The organism is Paenibacillus sp. 01T424 (assembly GCF_056398745.1).
Map to the genome: position 1 here is coordinate 204313 of NZ_JBFTPZ010000005.1, position 14939 is coordinate 219251.

The 14939-nt window shown below is 43.9% G+C and carries 16 protein-coding genes; 3 read left to right on the plus strand and 13 right to left on the minus strand.

The genetic code is table 11. The features are described from left to right. The first annotated feature begins 151 nt into the window (after positions 1-151). Positions 152-790 (plus strand): cell wall hydrolase, encoded by a 639-nt coding sequence (locus tag AC1DPK_RS06555; protein WP_477509716.1) that lies wholly within the window; start codon positions 152-154, stop codon positions 788-790. Between the two features lie 48 nt (positions 791-838). Then, the gene (locus tag AC1DPK_RS06560; RefSeq protein WP_076265587.1) at positions 839-1027 is read left to right on the plus strand and encodes a hypothetical protein; all 189 of its coding nucleotides are present in this window, start codon (positions 839-841) and stop codon (positions 1025-1027) included. 95 nt (positions 1028-1122) lie between these two features. Here the strand turns inward: AC1DPK_RS06560 and AC1DPK_RS06565 are convergent, their stop codons facing one another. Further along, positions 1123-1653 (minus strand): DinB family protein, encoded by a 531-nt coding sequence (locus tag AC1DPK_RS06565; protein WP_441874992.1) that lies wholly within the window; start codon positions 1651-1653, stop codon positions 1123-1125. Between the two features lie 193 nt (positions 1654-1846). Between AC1DPK_RS06565 and AC1DPK_RS06570 the strand changes: the two genes are divergently transcribed. Beyond that, positions 1847-2764 (plus strand): poly(ethylene terephthalate) hydrolase family protein, encoded by a 918-nt coding sequence (locus AC1DPK_RS06570; RefSeq protein WP_477509717.1) that lies wholly within the window; start codon positions 1847-1849, stop codon positions 2762-2764. Positions 2765-2890: 126 nt separating this feature from the next. Here AC1DPK_RS06570 and AC1DPK_RS06575 read toward each other — a convergent pair whose 3' ends face one another. The 12 genes from AC1DPK_RS06575 to AC1DPK_RS06630 all read right to left on the minus strand — a co-directional run bounded on the left by AC1DPK_RS06575 (position 2891) and on the right by AC1DPK_RS06630 (position 14672). Then, positions 2891-3670: a class I SAM-dependent methyltransferase gene (locus AC1DPK_RS06575; protein ID WP_477509718.1), complete on the minus strand. Its 780-nt coding sequence runs from the start codon at positions 3668-3670 to the stop codon at positions 2891-2893. Between the two features lie 338 nt (positions 3671-4008). Further along, entirely contained in the window at positions 4009-4869 is an 861-nt protein-coding gene (locus AC1DPK_RS06580) for an aldo/keto reductase (protein WP_477509719.1), read from the minus strand. Between the two features lie 45 nt (positions 4870-4914). Further along, positions 4915-5253 (minus strand): ArsR/SmtB family transcription factor, encoded by a 339-nt coding sequence (locus AC1DPK_RS06585; protein ID WP_477509720.1) that lies wholly within the window; start codon positions 5251-5253, stop codon positions 4915-4917. A gap of 281 nt (positions 5254-5534) precedes the next feature. Beyond that, positions 5535-5969, minus strand: coding sequence for a hypothetical protein (locus tag AC1DPK_RS06590; RefSeq protein ID WP_477509721.1), 435 nt, complete (start codon positions 5967-5969; stop codon positions 5535-5537). Between the two features lie 588 nt (positions 5970-6557). Continuing rightward, positions 6558-6926, minus strand: a complete 369-nt coding sequence (locus tag AC1DPK_RS06595; protein WP_477509722.1) for an iron chaperone — start codon at positions 6924-6926, stop codon at positions 6558-6560. 248 nt (positions 6927-7174) lie between these two features. Further along, positions 7175-7474, minus strand: coding sequence for a heme biosynthesis protein HemY (locus AC1DPK_RS06600; protein ID WP_076265580.1), 300 nt, complete (start codon positions 7472-7474; stop codon positions 7175-7177). Positions 7475-7635: 161 nt separating this feature from the next. Further along, positions 7636-8448: a 5-deoxy-glucuronate isomerase gene (gene iolB, locus AC1DPK_RS06605; protein ID WP_477509723.1), complete on the minus strand. Its 813-nt coding sequence runs from the start codon at positions 8446-8448 to the stop codon at positions 7636-7638. 92 nt (positions 8449-8540) lie between these two features. Beyond that, entirely contained in the window at positions 8541-10004 is a 1464-nt protein-coding gene (locus AC1DPK_RS06610) for a CoA-acylating methylmalonate-semialdehyde dehydrogenase (RefSeq protein WP_477509724.1), read from the minus strand. A gap of 18 nt (positions 10005-10022) precedes the next feature. After that, positions 10023-11018, minus strand: coding sequence for a 5-dehydro-2-deoxygluconokinase (gene iolC / locus AC1DPK_RS06615; protein ID WP_477509828.1), 996 nt, complete (start codon positions 11016-11018; stop codon positions 10023-10025). Between the two features lie 18 nt (positions 11019-11036). Continuing rightward, a complete protein-coding gene (gene iolD, locus AC1DPK_RS06620; protein ID WP_477509725.1) occupies positions 11037-12902 on the minus strand; it encodes a 3D-(3,5/4)-trihydroxycyclohexane-1,2-dione acylhydrolase (decyclizing) in 1866 nt (621 codons plus the stop codon). 76 nt (positions 12903-12978) lie between these two features. Then, the gene (locus AC1DPK_RS06625; protein ID WP_477509726.1) at positions 12979-13734 is read right to left on the minus strand and encodes a sugar phosphate isomerase/epimerase family protein; all 756 of its coding nucleotides are present in this window, start codon (positions 13732-13734) and stop codon (positions 12979-12981) included. Continuing rightward, positions 13731-14672: an aldo/keto reductase gene (locus AC1DPK_RS06630; RefSeq protein ID WP_477509727.1), complete on the minus strand. Its 942-nt coding sequence runs from the start codon at positions 14670-14672 to the stop codon at positions 13731-13733. The genes AC1DPK_RS06625 and AC1DPK_RS06630 overlap by 4 nt, the downstream gene beginning before the upstream one ends. Between the last annotated feature and the right edge of the window lie 267 nt (positions 14673-14939).

Consider the following 14939-nt stretch of genomic DNA (forward strand, 5'->3'; position numbering starts at 1 on the left):
TTTATAAGGTTTCGTCGCGTTTTATTGATTTCAGGGGGGCATGTAAATGAGAAAATCTTAACAAGATTATCCTATTCATGCTGTGCTAGAATAAACGCTCAATGCCATCCAATCATTACCTATCATTCGCATCAGGAGGGATTTATTCATCATGAACAGATTTTTGACTCTATTTGTCCTACTCGTACTAGTTACCGCAACCGTATCAAATCACAAAGTTGAGGCTTCACCCGTGTTGAAACTTGGCAGCAAGGGACAGGACATTATAGATCTGCAGTTTCGGCTTCAAACAATGGGTTTTTACAATTTGCCCATCGATAACAGTTTTGGAAAGGCTACCCGCACTGCGGTTCAATCCTTTCAAAAAAAGAGCGGTCTCCAGGGTGACGGCGTTGTAGGTCCAAAAACATGGGCGAAGCTCAAAAAATTGTCGGTCAACAAAAAGGAACTTTCCATGCTCGCACGTGTCATCTATGCCGAGGCTAGAGGAGAAGAGTATAAAGGCCAAGTGGCGGTTGGGGCAGTTGTCATGAATCGGCTTCAGTCTTCAAAATTCCCGAACACAGTAAAAGAAGTCATTATGGAGCCCAATGCGTTCTCTGCCGTAAAGGACGGTCAGTACTGGCTTATTCCGAACCAAACGGCATTCAAAGCCGCTAAAGCTGCTGTAAAAGGGAATGATCCCACTGGCAATGCGCTGTTCTTCTTTAATCCGATAATTACCAATTCGGCTTGGTTCAAGACGCGTACAGCCACTAAGAAAATAGGCAGTCATCAGTTTACACTTTAGGTTTTGCCGATATTGAAGAACGCCTATCGAGAACAGGAGAATATAGGAATGCGCATGGATACGAAGGAAAGGCATCAGGCTAGGGTTGAATTGGTCATTGATATTATTAAAGGAATATTTGAAAAAGAGACGATTTCGGAAGCTCTCAAAGAGAAATTAAATCAAATGAGTTATGATGATTTAGGGGATTTTGTTTTGGATATCGCCAAAAACCGATCTCTTGATAAAATTGAGTAATGTAAGGCTACATCAATAAAAAGAGCAAACGTTGCAGCAGCGTTTGCTCTTTTTATCTTTACAACGCACAAAAAATGATGACTGTGGTTCCCCCATTATTTAGACTGCGAATTGTCACCATACCATTTCCTAAGCAAATTAATATGAGCTTGATGATAGCGGCTATGGTCAGCCATATGCCACAAACCCCAACGTATCGTTGCACGCTTTTCATTTTCATGTCCAAAAGTAACAATTTTATCTAGATCAGCCTCTGTTAATTGTGCACATGAATCATTTAACATTTTTAATACATCATCATATTTGGTCATTAGTGTATTCAAAGATATCCCTTTGACCATAGGAAGTCTATTATTTTCATCTATCATGGGGCCATATAATTCCTTTAATGACAGTGGAAGTGGTTGCCCCTTTAATCTATAAACCCAATTCAGATCAACATACATGATGTGTTTGATTAACTGAGCAGTACTATTAAAACTGTGATCAGGCCCCTTAAAATCCACTTCTTCTTGTGACATGCCGCCAGTAATTAATTGCAGCCGTTGATTATTCTCTTTTACAGCGGAAAATAACATTCCCACAATAGGTGTCATATTCGCTTCACCCTTTAAATCGTAAAGCATTCTAATTCATCCTCCCTAGCTTAATAAGAACTGCGAACGGTTTGATGTGAAAATTAACATTGCCGATAAGCATAGAGTATAATAAAACTACTAAACAACTATGAAAACTAATAAGGCTCATCATCATGAACATCCGGCATTACACCCTGACATTCGGATAACGTACACGTTAGTCATAGCGAGAGGAGATTGTATGCCACAAATTAAGAGAGTTCTCAGAAGCAAATGGCTATTATGGACGACCGGCATTGTTTTAATTATGATTATTGCTTTCTCTACGGTGTCCTTTCTGTTGGTGAACTCCGTTTCTGCTGCTTTTGAGACGGGCAGCGTGGAAGAGAAATATGCATCATCTGGAGAATACGATGTAGAGACGAGCGAGATCTTAGACGAACATGGTGAAAAGCTGTATAAAGTCTACTCCCCAAAATCACAAGATTCGATGCATCCTCTCATTGCTTGGGGCAACGGAACAGGAGCGCTGCCTGAGCAATACGATGAACTTTTTAACCATTTAGCTAGTTGGGGATTTGTAGTTATTGATACTTTTAGTACAACAACTGGGACAGGAAAAGAAATTGTTGCCTCTATTGATTATATGTTAGCACAAAACGATATGCCCGGCAGCCCATTCTATCAACGAATTCAAAAAGATCAAATAGGTGCTGCAGGTCATTCTCAAGGCTCCACAGGTGTAATTAACGCGCACACCAACTTTGAACATGGCGATCTCATCAAGACGGTTGTTTCAATTGCGCTCCCGAAGCTGAAATATTGTGATCCAGAGGATGTTTACGACACATCCGCGATAAAGGTACCTTTTTTTGTAATGAGTGGAACGCGTGATTTTATTATCTCTCCTTCATCCTCCAACAAGGTGGAGATTAGTAAAGCAAACCCACATATTCCGGCAATGATGGCGATGGCTAAAGGAGCGGCACATACGGCGATTGAACAAGATGGCGGTCAACATAGAGGATATCTGACCGCATGGATGAGATATCGGTTAATGGACGATTCACAGGCTATGGCCGCCTTTATGGGCAAAGACGCTGAGATTTTAAAGAACCAACGCTGGAAAGATGTTTATTCAGCAAACATGCAGCAATAATAGCTTTCATAGCGTATGTGCTTTGGTTTATCAATTAAATATTGGCTGCCTCAAATCGTAGTTAAAACTATTTGACTTGAGAGCAGCCCTTTTCTATTTAAATGGGGGTGTTTACATAAGAAATATTTATGAACGGATCGCTTGAATATATACAGATTCGCCATTGAAGGAGGAAAGTCTGCCCGATTCATCAGTTTGGATAATGAAAAAATCCTTCATCTCCTTTGGGGTTTGCAGCATTTTTGTCTCAAGTAAAGCCTGCTCCGCTTCTGGAAGATCGGACCGTTCACACCAATCTTGGAATTTAAACGGTTTGGGGAAACGAACCATGATGTCAAGGCGAAACCCGCTATTCTCCAGCAGGTTAACCCATTCAGACTTTTTCCAGGCACGAACATGGCTAGGGTCCCTTTGCTTTTCAACCTTATTGTAAAATTCATCAAACGCATCATTCTCAGGAGCAACATTGTCAATTAGAAGCAGCTTGCCACCCGGCTTAATGACGCGGAATGCTTCGGAAGCGAAAGCAGGCACATTCGGAAAATGATGTGCTGCAATTCGGCAAGCTACCAAGTCAAAGGAAGCATCGGCAAATGGGAGCAGCTCAGCATCCCCCTGTACGAAGTCGACGTTAGAATGTCCATTTCCATGAATAAATTCCGCAGCCTTCTCTAACATCTGTTCTGTCAGATCGTAAGCAATCACATGGCGGACGAGCGGTGCAAGCGCATTGGCCACATGCCCGCCTCCTGTTGCAACGTCAAGTACTTCCATCTCCTTGTTGTCTTGGGATGACGAAACAAGAAAAGCCAAATCTTCGCCTTTGGCATGGCGGCTGCTTGTTACATATTTTGCAGCATTTTTTCCAAATTGCTTCTGTACTTGATCTTTTATTGATTCTCCCATTGCTGCTCCTCCTTTTGTAAAATGAGTATTTTGTTTCATTGTATGAAACACCATTTCATATTGTGAAACTACTTTCAATTTATCATAAGTTCCTGAGGTTGTAAATGCTGCTTTTGCCGTCCGTAATGTCAGAAGAAAATAAAGTGTTAGACTGGGCTTGGCCATTACGAACGGGAAGCATAGTTAAATAACTATGGATAATTATTATATTAAGGAACGTCAAATAGCCCTCACATATCATCAAGTTGAGGGCTGCTCTATGTACCTAAAGGAAGGATTCCTGACCTTTTTTTGTACTTGTTCCTGGCGGGAGCAAGTTTCCTTTCCATTTCTGACATTTATCTAATAAATAGCTTCATCGTCTTAACATAAAACGGATTCACCATGTAGCCGGTCGGGTTTACTGAATGCCTTTTGCCCGTGTTTAATTGATTGATTTTTTCCATTTCTTCCACGGTTAATTCAAAGTCGAATATCTCGCTGTTTTCTTTTATCCTTATGGGGTTTGAAGATTTAGGAATCACAATAATCCCCCGCTGCAGATGCCAGCGCAAAATGACTTGCGCCGTCGACTTTTTGTGATGATGGGCGATTTCGACTAACTCCGGGCGCTCCAGTAGTGCTTTATTGCCTTGCCCCAACGGTCCCCAGGCCTCATGCGAAATTCGATGCTGGACAAGATAATCGTGCAAATCGTTTTGTGAAAATTCCGGATGGGTTTCGATTTGGTTAATCATTGGCGAAATGCTGGAATGCTTCATGAGATATTCAAGATGATTGATCTCAAAATTCGCAACGCCAATAACTTTGATTTTGCCTTCAGAGTATAATTCCTCCATCGCCTTCCATGCTTCCACATAATGAGGACCGGCAAAATGAATCAGGTACATATCAAGATACGCCACTTTTAGTTTTTTGCAGGTTTGTTCAAATGCTATTTTCGTCGCTTTATAACCGAGATCCGTCGTCCACACTTTTGAGGTGATAAAGAATTGTTCCCGGGGGATCCCGCTTTTTTGAATCTCTAGGCCGAGTGCTTCTTCGTTCCCATAAATTTTAGCCGTATCAAAATGACGATAGCCGGCACGGATCGCCTCACGAATAGCCCTTTCAAAATGTTTCCCTTTTTTTATTTTATACACTCCAAAACCCAATTGGGGAATTTTAATACCGTTCACTGCTTTGATTACCATGTTCATTCTGGGGTTCTCCCTCCTCGCTTTATAAAAAGTAATGCTCATGTGTCATTCGCATTGCGAAAGCAGCATCTCGATTTCATCCACAAGATTTTTCAGCAACTTGAGCTTGCTTGTGACGTTCAGACGATAATAATTCATGGTTCCTTCTTTACGAACACTAATAATTTGCGCTTCCTTCAATAATCTTAAATGATGGGAAACAGCCGGACGGGATAGATGGGTTTTCTCCTTAATCTCTCCCACACGCATACCAGGATCTTGTTGTCCTTGAATCAGGGTCATAAGAATGGCTTGTCTGGTTTCATCACCGATTGCGGTCAGTACCTTTTGATTATTTTTAAATTCGTTTGCGAGATTAGCTGTGATTTCTTGGTTCACATCCACCCCTCCTTTCGAGATTCAAATGTTTAATTCTTTGAACAGATAAAGAGTATCACACCTTCCTTTTCCGACGCTATATCGGGAAAGAAAATCGAGACGCTTGATTCAACAAATTCAGTCTAGTACTTTATTTTCTTCGAACACATAAAGCGGTTCTGTTTTCTGCCCTGTCCTCGTAAAAAAAACAAATGCCAACCAAGAACATCTGGTTGGCATTTGCATTTGTTTCCTTAATAATCCCGTATTTGACTTCTATAATCTACATACTAGAGCGCACATACGAGTTAAGTCCGCTTCTTATATCTGTTTCTAACGAGAAAGATCACCAAAATGGCTAATAGAGAAATAATGATCACATTTCTCACTAAACCTGAGTAATCAGTATTCTCTCCTTTGAATTGTCCATCTCTGTTTGCTTTTATAAACTTCCCATCTTTATGTTGAACTGCGATCGCTTCATCTGTACTAATACCTTTAATTGAATAATATTTAGTGCCCTTCTTATATGAGTTAGAGTAATTGCCAGTATAGGTTTCCATATCTGAATATACAGTGACATGCCCAATCTTTTTATGTATATCTGTTACAAACTCATCACTTATTACATAAACATAACCATGCCAAACAACAAACTCATTTGCCCATGAAGTTGCTGATAAATTGCTTGGAAATAATAATGAAGTGATCAAAATAAAGAAAATTAAATGATTTCTCCTCATACAATACCTCCCTTTTAAAAAATCAATCGTTTCGAATTGATTACTTTAATTTCACGGCTGTCCTCCAAAAAGGGCAGCAATTAAGTATCCAATAAACATAAAAATAAAAACACTGATGGTCATTAGTGCATTGGAGATCATTCCCCATTTACTTCTTCCAAGAAGCCCAAATAAAAATCCTATAGGATTTATTAGAAAGGTGAGCAACCACAATTTGTACATATGCTCAAATAAAATATCAGTCAACCAAGCTGATAGACCTAAGAGTACACAGATAAATGATAAGACAATCCAATTTTTCTTCTTGATAATTGCTCCCCTCCAATACTCTCACTACGAACGAATTGTCAACAAAGTTATTTTGTACCATATTATACCTTATGTTAGACAATTACTTCCTCCTATTTCTATATTCCCGTTGAAAAATGAAAAAAAAGCGTAAGCACATTTGTGCCTACGCTCTTGCTCGTGTCATTTATTTTAGTTTATTAAACATTGGTTTTCCAATTAGTAAATATATCTCTCTTCAGTTTTGATAGCCCTGAATAACCCGATTGCGAATAAGCTATTTTCATGTTAGGTTTTATACTAGCGCCAAAAAGTCGAACAGGCTGCCTTATCCAAAATATTAAACTCGATTATTTTCTCAAGTAATAAGAAATCGACCGGACTAGCCCACGGGATACGTATCAACTCCTTGGTGTTGTCATAACCTGATTGCACAATTTCCTCAGAAAAATGATTAATGCCTGCTTTTTCAGGAGCAACAGCCATATGTTGTTTGGCTACGCTAAAGCCAATAATAAATGTGTCGTGATCGGTAAACATAGGCTGCTTCCAGGCGATTTTTGGCTTTAAATTTGGAAATTTCTTAGTTACCCAAGTTAACACTTCTTCCGTTCGGCTCCGATGTTGCGGGTTAACGATAGTTGCTAAATACTCTTCAAAAACTTCCATGTTGTGCCCTCCTAAAAATGATTTCCGATTGCGTTAAGTATATTTTCCATACTTGAAATATTCGCGAAGAAGTTAAACTATCCTGCATTTTTGTTTTATGCAGTCGTCAGAACTCCATTACCGGACTTTGTCCATCTGTAGGTTTTCAAGCAGTCGGACAGTATCATTATCCTGTCATGTACTCTCTATAAATGCTTAAAGAGGATGCAATTTTGCATCCTCCCTATTGACCATCAATATTTTAAACCTTATTTTTCAAGAAAACCTGTAGAAGGGTTCGTTATGAAGAAACCTTCTTCCGGCACATAAAAATATTGAATCCAAACCCCGTCTAATAGCGGTTCACGTTTATCTAATACAATTTCAATGTCTTTGTCTGTTTTTACAATTTCATCATGTTCAGTAGGTGTATCCAGCTTTATATCATAATGACCATGATCTCCATGATTCTGAGTTATAAAAACACGAATCATCTTCCCTTCCGATTCATTACTGCTCAACATCTTTTTTAAAACGGTTGCTGCATTTCGATTAATTTTGCATTTCATGCTTTATGTCCTCTATTCTTTTTTGACTTACTGTAATAATATTAGTTACAGAATGGGATGTCAAGTTTTGAGTAATCGAAATTAAAAAGAGAGCAATGCCATCATTACAATTGGCATTGCTCTCTTTCAATTGTAGCATTTTAATCCTCGTTATATAGATCTTATCGTGGCTTCGGCATCAGCCAAGCGTGATCCGGATCGTTATAAAACTTCCAAATACGAACTGGCCCCGCCATTACGTTCAAATAATATACATCATAACCTGGAGGAGCTGATACAGGATGGTAGCCTTTAGGTACAAGTACAACTTCACCGTTGCCTACAGTCAACGTCTCGTCCAACGAACGATCGTCTGTATAGACACGCTGTACTGCAAATCCTTGCTCTGGCTGAACTTGATAATAATAGGTTTCTTCTAGAAGTGATTCCTCAGGCAAAAAATCACGGTCATGCTTGTGCGGAGGAAAACTGGACCAATGACCGGCAGGCGTGAACACTTCTACGACGAGAAGACTGTCTGCATCTGCGGTTTCTGGCAAAATATTATGAACGAGCCGCTGCGTACTGCCCTCGCCACGATTTTCAACCCCAACATGACCAGGTGCGATCAATCTTGCTGCGTGCGTACCGCTGCCTGGAGCCCAGCATACAGCAATTTGCAGGTCTGTTAATGCGGTAATCGTGAACTTATCCTCAGATGGAACATACACGGAATAAGGAGGAATTTTCTCAAAAACATTCATCCGGCGGCCGATGCTCTTCCATTCTGACTTCTCTGTGGAAACGTCAGCCTTTCCTCTTAGCAGGACAACGCAAGCTTCCCGCTCCTCTGTCAGACGGCTAAGTGATTGTCCGGCATCTAGAGTAAACACTTCAAAACCAACATATTCCCACCCTGCAGATTCTGGAGTAATCCGAAGGGTATTACCTTCCTGATCCGGAGTTTGGTTCGGTTTTACAATTAGTTCACTCATTTTCAAATGCCTCCCTTCGGGTATTTTGATCCATTGTCCATACATTTTAACAGGAGGATCAGAATCAACCGATCCTCCTGCTAACGAGCCGCTTACCAGCGGGAAGTGACCATTTTCTTCCTCGTAAAAAACTCGACACCGTCTGAACCGTTAGCATGCAAGTCACCGTAGAACGATTTCTTCCAGCCAGAGAAAGGGAAAAATGCCATTGGGGCAGGTACGCCCAAATTCACACCCAGCATACCAGCGTCGATCGTTTCACGGAATTGACGAACATGACTGCCATTTTGAGTGAAAATGCACGCTCCATTTGCTAGTTCTGAACGATTGGCTAGTTCAATCGCCTCTTCCAGCGTATCCACGCGGACAATCGACAGCACGGGAGCAAATATTTCGTCCTTCCAAATTTTCATCTCACTCGTCACATGATCAAAAATTGTCGGGCCGACGAAATACCCTTCGCCATTTGATGCCGCATCCGTACGGCCATCACGGAGCAGTACCGCTCCCTCTTCTGTACCTGTCGCAATATAGCCCAGCGTACGTTCCTTGTGCGGACCGCGGATGACCGGCCCTAGAAAAACATCTTTATCCATGCCATTACCAATGATTAGCTTATCAGCTGCCGCGACCAATTTATCAATCAACGTTTCAGACGCTCTCCCAACGGAAACGACGACAGCGCATGCCATACAGCGCTCGCCCGCAGAGCCAAATGCCGCGTTGATGATTTGAGTCACCGCTCCGTCCATATCGGCATCCGGCATGACGATGGTATGGTTCTTAGCGCCGGCAAGCGCCTGAACCCGTTTCCCTTGCGCCGTTGCGGTTTTATACACATATTCCGCGACGGGCTGGGAGCCAACAAACGAAATCGCAATGACGTCCGGGTGCTCAATCAGACCATTTACGACATCGTTTGAGCCATGTACAAGATTCAGCACGCCATCCGGCAAACCCGCTTCCTTAAACAGCTCCACCAGACGATTCGCAAGAAGCGGCGTCCGCTCGGAGGGCTTGAGGACAAACGTATTGCCGCAAGCAATTGCAAGCGGGAACATCCAGCAGGGTACCATCATTGGGAAGTTAAACGGTGTAATTCCGCCCACAACCCCAATCGGATATCGGAACATACCCGACTCCACATTTGTAGCGATGTCTGGAAGTTGTTTTCCCATCATGAGCGTTGGCGCCCCTGCAGCGAATTCAACACATTCAATGCCGCGCATGACTTCCCCGTGAGCATCTTGATAGTTTTTTCCGTTCTCCAAGGTAATGATCTGAGCAAGCTCTTCCCAATGTTCAACTAACAGCTGTTGGTATTTGAAAAGAATTCGAGCACGGCGTGGTACCGGCGTTTTACTCCATGTTTTAAACGCTTCTTTCGCATTTCGGACAGCTTGATCAACTTCATCCTTAGACGACAGCGGAACGTAAGCCAAAATTTCTTCGGTTGCTGGATTGAATACGGGTTCCGTCTTGCCTGAAGTCGAGGCGATCCATTCGCCTCCAATAAAATTCGATAAAGGTATAAGTGCTTGCATTTGGGTCATCATTGTCGTTCTCCTCTCCAGTTACGCTTGTTTGGAAGAAAGCATATATTGTTCAATCTGCCCCACTGTCGGCATGGCGTCCGAGCAGCTATGACTGGAAATAACAATGGAAGCTGACGCGCTGCCGAATGTCATACTGCGGCTGACATCCCATCCTTGTATAAGTCCATAGATAAATCCTGCTGCATACGAGTCGCCGGCTCCGAATGTCTTGATAACCTTAGCCGGGAAAATAGAACCCCGCTGTGAGCTGCCGTTTTTGCCATAAGCAATCGATCCTTCTTTGCCGTGCTTGATGACGACGATCTCGGCGTGGTAACCGAACCATTGCGCCGCAGTTACTTCGTCGCTGCGTTCGGTGTTGCCGTCGAACCGCTCCAGCATATCGAATTCCTCGCGTGTCCCAATAATAATATCGCTCTTTTCCGCTGCCAAATGATAATAAATGGCCGTTTCCTCGGGAGATGCCCACGAATATGGCCGATAATCGATATCGAATATTACCTTCGTTCCGTGTTTACGTGCGTAACGAAGTGCAAGAAGCACCGCCTCGCGGGATGGACTCTGTGCCAGCGCCGTACCGGATACGAGAAGTACCTTGCTTCGTTTGATTAACGATTCGTCAACTTCTTCAGGCGCGAGCAACAAATCTGCCACATTGCTGCGGTACATCAGTATGCTGCAATCCTCTGGGCTTTTGATCTCTGTAAAAGCAAGTCCGGTAACCGCTCCAGTTCGATCCGTTGTGACACCTGAAGTGTCTATGCCGTTATTACGCAGGTATTGATCAATAAATCGGCCCATCTGATCATCAGCAACCTTGCCGATAAACGCTGTTTTCATGCCTAATCGCGACATACCGATGCAGATGTTGGCCGGTGAACCGCCCACATATTTGGTGAAAGTCATCGTTTCTTCCATAGGACGATTGATTTCATTGGCATTCAAATCAATGCATAGGCGGCCGATTGCTACAAAATCCAAATCCTTATCACCCGAAAAAGTAATCGTATCCATCATATCCCTTCTTCCCAATTAATAAGGGCGCGCCGCACTGATGTTTTGCTGCATCTGCTCATGCGCCTTCCTCACTTTGTCGCTCACAGACACCTCAGGTACGCCTACATTCCACCATGAGTCATAACCATCCGTATTCGTTCCCGGAAGCACCTTAATTTCCACCAGCACAGGTCCTTGTTCCGCTTTCGCGTCGTGCAGCGCTTGCTCCAGTTCTTTCGCTGAGGTAGCTTTATATGAGGCAGCGCCTAAGCCGCGGGCAAGCAAAGAGAAATCAATCGGCATAAACGGTCCATCTAACCTTCCTGTCTCTTTGGATCGGAAGCGGAATTCATTGCCGAAGCCGTCGCTGCCGTGACCGCGCTGCAAGTTATGAATGCATTGAAACCCGTTGTTGTCGAATAGTAAAATGGTCAGCTTCACGCCTTCTTGGATTGCCGTAATCAGCTCAGAATGCAGCATCAGGTAGCTCCCATCACCAACTAACGCATACACTTCACGATCCGGTTCCGCAAGCGCCACGCCAAAAGCACCGCTTATTTCATACCCCATGCAGGAAAAACCATATTCCAAGTGATAAGTGTTCGATTCAGTTACACGCCAAACACGGTGCAGATCGCCCGGAAGGCTTCCAGCGGCGCCAACGACAACATCCTTCGATTCGATGAATCCATTAATGATACCGAGAGCTCTAGTCTGGGTTAACCCATTGGCGCTCTCCAAGGCGTAGAGACGATCAACTTCATTGTCCCACTCCGCTTTCAACTCTTGAATATAACCGTCAGCATAGCTGGATCTGAATCTGCGATTCATTAATTCCAACTGTAGTGCGACAATCGCCAACTTTGCGTCTGCTGTGATCGAATCCGCTTCCATCTTAACCGCATCAAATGAACTAACATTCAAGTTCAGAAATGCAGCATCGGAGTTGCGAAATGCGGATTTGGATGCCGTCGTGAAATCAGAAAATCGTGTACCGATTCCGATGATCAAGTCTGCTTCGGCAGCTACCCGATTCGCTGCCAGTGTGCCGGTTGTACCAACTCCGCCGAGGCCAAGCGGATGATTCCACGGCACCGCGCTTTTGCCCGACTGGGTCTCAGCTATCGGAATGCCGAATGCTTCTGCAAATGCGAGAAGCTCTTTCGTCGCATTCGCATAGTGAACGCCTCCCCCTGCGATGATCAAAGGTTTCTTCTTGCGCATGATCAAATCTGCGGCACGTAAAATGGCATCCTGTTCCGCTGGACGGCGCTGCAGGAAATGGATTCGCTTCTCAAAGAAGCGTACTGGATAATCATAAGCCTCTGTTTGAACGTCCTGCGGCAGCGCTAACGTAACCGCTCCGGTGTCAACTGGATCAGTCAGCACGCGCATCGCCTGTAGAAGCGACGACATCAGCTGTTCAGGGCGGACGATGCGATCCCAAAACTTGCTGACTGCCTTGAACGGATCGTTTGCAGATATGGAGTAGTCACTCGGAACCTCCAATTGCTGCAGTACGGGGTCAGGCTGTCGGGAAGCAAAGTTATCGCCTGGCAGAAGCAGCACAGGTATGCGGTTAACCGTTGCGGTTGCGGCGCCAGTCATCATATTAAGTGCTCCTGGGCCGATTGAAGTCGTGCAGGCAAAGATCTGACGGCGGTTCTTCTGTTTAGCGTAAGCTGTAGCCGCGTGAACCATACCTTGTTCGTTCTTGCCCTGCACGAACAATAACTCAGTAGTTTCTCGCTCTAGAGCTTCGCCGATACCTGTGACGTTACCATGTCCGAAGATCCCCATAACACCACGAACGAACTTTATCTCTTCTCCGTCTACAGACAAATACTGTTGATCCAAAAATCGCAGCAAAGCCTGCGCCATAGTCAAGCGAATCGTTTTCATCAGCAAAACCTCGATTCATTATAGATTGGATAAGGAAAAGCCCGCTGTTCCGGTTATTCAGATGCGGGCTTCAAGGTTAAACGAGCGTTTTTTCCAATTTCAATAAGTATTCCAAGCTAGCAGCCAGACTGTCCAACGGACTTCCTGTGCAGTAATCCTGCTCTACCGCAAACCACTCAACGCCGCTTCGCAATCCCCATTGCAGGATTGGAGAAAAATCAATAACTCCTGATCCGATCTCAGCAAAAGTCTCTCTGCTGTCCGCAGTCATGTCCTTCAAATGAAGAATCGGCATACGATTGGCATAGTTCTGGATGAAGGACAAAGGATCTTGGCCAGCTTTGCGAACCCAGTACGTATCAATCTCAGCGTAAATGGCTGGATCATCAAGCAAGTACTCCAGTGCAAATTTACCATCTATGGATGTATGAAATTCAAAATCATGATTATGATAGCCAACGCGATATTTCGTGCCCTTAACTTTAGCAGCCACTTCAAGCAAGTCTTTCTTCACGCTTGCATACCCTTCTGGATTTTGCAGCCCATCCGGCAGGGAGTGACAGATAAAGTCTTTCGTATCGAATAAGCGAGCCTCTTCCAGCACAGCAACTAAATCAAACTTCATTCGCTCCAGCCCTACATGCATGCCAGCGGTACGTAATCCGAGTTCCTTCATCACCGCAGCAATTTCTCGTGCTTCATATCCGTGCAACCCGTCGATTTGAACGGCCGCCCATCCCATTTCACTCAATTGCTTCAGCACCGCTGGAAAATCCTTCTTTACTTCGTTTCTCAAAGTGTAGAGCTGAGCCGCCAATTGATGTTTGATCATTCCGCAATCTCCTCCTTTTTCAAATCCAGCCATTCGACTTCCCCGGCAGTTAATGGTAGATTCATAGCCATAACCGAATCATGAAGCTCATCAAGATTTCGAGGTCCGATGATTGCGCATGTTGGGAAAGGTTGATGAAGAACATAAGATAATGAGATTTGAATCGGCGTTACCTGTTTCAGCTCCGCTAGCTTCACCGCTCGTCGGTATCGCTCCCAGTTGTTGTCGTTGTAATACACTCTCACCATTTCCGAATCAGAGAGATTGTCTGGCGTAAAATGGCCTGAGAAAAATCCGCCTGCCTGCGAAGACCATGACAATAGCGGCAGCTGGTTACGCTCATGCCAATTGCAGGTTTCCTCATCAGCAGACACACAGCCCTCCCACCTCGGCTCTTTCGCTTTAGCAAGACTCAGGTTCGTACTGCTAAACGTAAAACCTACTAGCTGATGCGCCGCCGCGTATTCGTTCGCTTCCTGTATGCGCTGATGCGACCAATTCGATGCGCCAATCGCGCGAATCTTCTTCGTTTCAAGCTGCTCATTTAGCACTTCCATGATTGGCCCAACCTCGACGGTCGGATCATCTCTATGAAGCGCATATAGATCGATATAATCTGTTCCCAGCCTCTCCAAGCTTTCGTCCAGATCCTTTCGGATGGCTTGTGGATTCACCCGTGGGCCTGGACTCCCGTCATCGTGGTGAGCGCCTTTGTTCATAATGACTACTTTTTCCCTGATCTTCTTCTCCGCCAGCCATTGTCCCAAAATCTTCTCTTTTCCTCTGTACTGATGGGCAGTATCAAACATATTGCCGCCTGCTTCAATGTAAGCATCAAGCATCAACCGTTTTGCATCGTCCAATACTCTCAGGTCTCCCGTTCCCATAATCAACCGGGACATCGGCTTGTTCACACCTTGCATCTCCATCATTTCCATATGAACACTCCTTTCATGCTGCACTTATTCTGTTCTTCCTCTTTCAATAGAGGCATCAATCGAAGTTCGAAAATGTCTCCAACAAAACGTTTTAAACAGCTCATCATTTTTGTTCAACAATCTGTATGGTAGCGATACCATAAAAGGACAATCACGTTTTCTGGAATCGCTACCATACGGTAATTGAAGTCAGTATAATAGATTCTACCCCGTTTTACAATAGCCTCTAAAAATTACTTTCCTCAACTAAACCGAAAATGTTGAAAA

What these genes read in the sequence shown, in the direction of transcription:
- AC1DPK_RS06610 (WP_477509724.1), bottom strand. Translation starts at nt 10,004, where the DNA reads ATGATGACCCAAATGCAAGCACTTATACCTTTATCGAATTTTATTGGA.
- iolC (WP_477509828.1), bottom strand. Translation starts at nt 11,018, where the DNA reads ATGGATACGATTACTTTTTCGGGTGATAAGGATTTGGATTTTGTAGCA.
- AC1DPK_RS06575 (WP_477509718.1), bottom strand. Translation starts at nt 3,670, where the DNA reads ATGGGAGAATCAATAAAAGATCAAGTACAGAAGCAATTTGGAAAAAAT.
- AC1DPK_RS06625 (WP_477509726.1), bottom strand. Translation starts at nt 13,734, where the DNA reads ATGATCAAACATCAATTGGCGGCTCAGCTCTACACTTTGAGAAACGAA.
- AC1DPK_RS06580 (WP_477509719.1), bottom strand. Translation starts at nt 4,869, where the DNA reads ATGAACATGGTAATCAAAGCAGTGAACGGTATTAAAATTCCCCAATTG.
- AC1DPK_RS06565 (WP_441874992.1), bottom strand. Translation starts at nt 1,653, where the DNA reads ATGCTTTACGATTTAAAGGGTGAAGCGAATATGACACCTATTGTGGGA.
- iolD (WP_477509725.1), bottom strand. Translation starts at nt 12,902, where the DNA reads ATGAAAACGATTCGCTTGACTATGGCGCAGGCTTTGCTGCGATTTTTG.
- AC1DPK_RS06630 (WP_477509727.1), bottom strand. Translation starts at nt 14,672, where the DNA reads ATGGAAATGATGGAGATGCAAGGTGTGAACAAGCCGATGTCCCGGTTG.
- AC1DPK_RS06600 (WP_076265580.1), bottom strand. Translation starts at nt 7,474, where the DNA reads ATGAAATGCAAAATTAATCGAAATGCAGCAACCGTTTTAAAAAAGATG.
- AC1DPK_RS06595 (WP_477509722.1), bottom strand. Translation starts at nt 6,926, where the DNA reads ATGGAAGTTTTTGAAGAGTATTTAGCAACTATCGTTAACCCGCAACAT.
- AC1DPK_RS06560 (WP_076265587.1), top strand. Translation starts at nt 839, where the DNA reads ATGCGCATGGATACGAAGGAAAGGCATCAGGCTAGGGTTGAATTGGTC.
- AC1DPK_RS06590 (WP_477509721.1), bottom strand. Translation starts at nt 5,969, where the DNA reads ATGAGGAGAAATCATTTAATTTTCTTTATTTTGATCACTTCATTATTA.
- AC1DPK_RS06570 (WP_477509717.1), top strand. Translation starts at nt 1,847, where the DNA reads ATGCCACAAATTAAGAGAGTTCTCAGAAGCAAATGGCTATTATGGACG.
- AC1DPK_RS06555 (WP_477509716.1), top strand. Translation starts at nt 152, where the DNA reads ATGAACAGATTTTTGACTCTATTTGTCCTACTCGTACTAGTTACCGCA.
- iolB (WP_477509723.1), bottom strand. Translation starts at nt 8,448, where the DNA reads ATGAGTGAACTAATTGTAAAACCGAACCAAACTCCGGATCAGGAAGGT.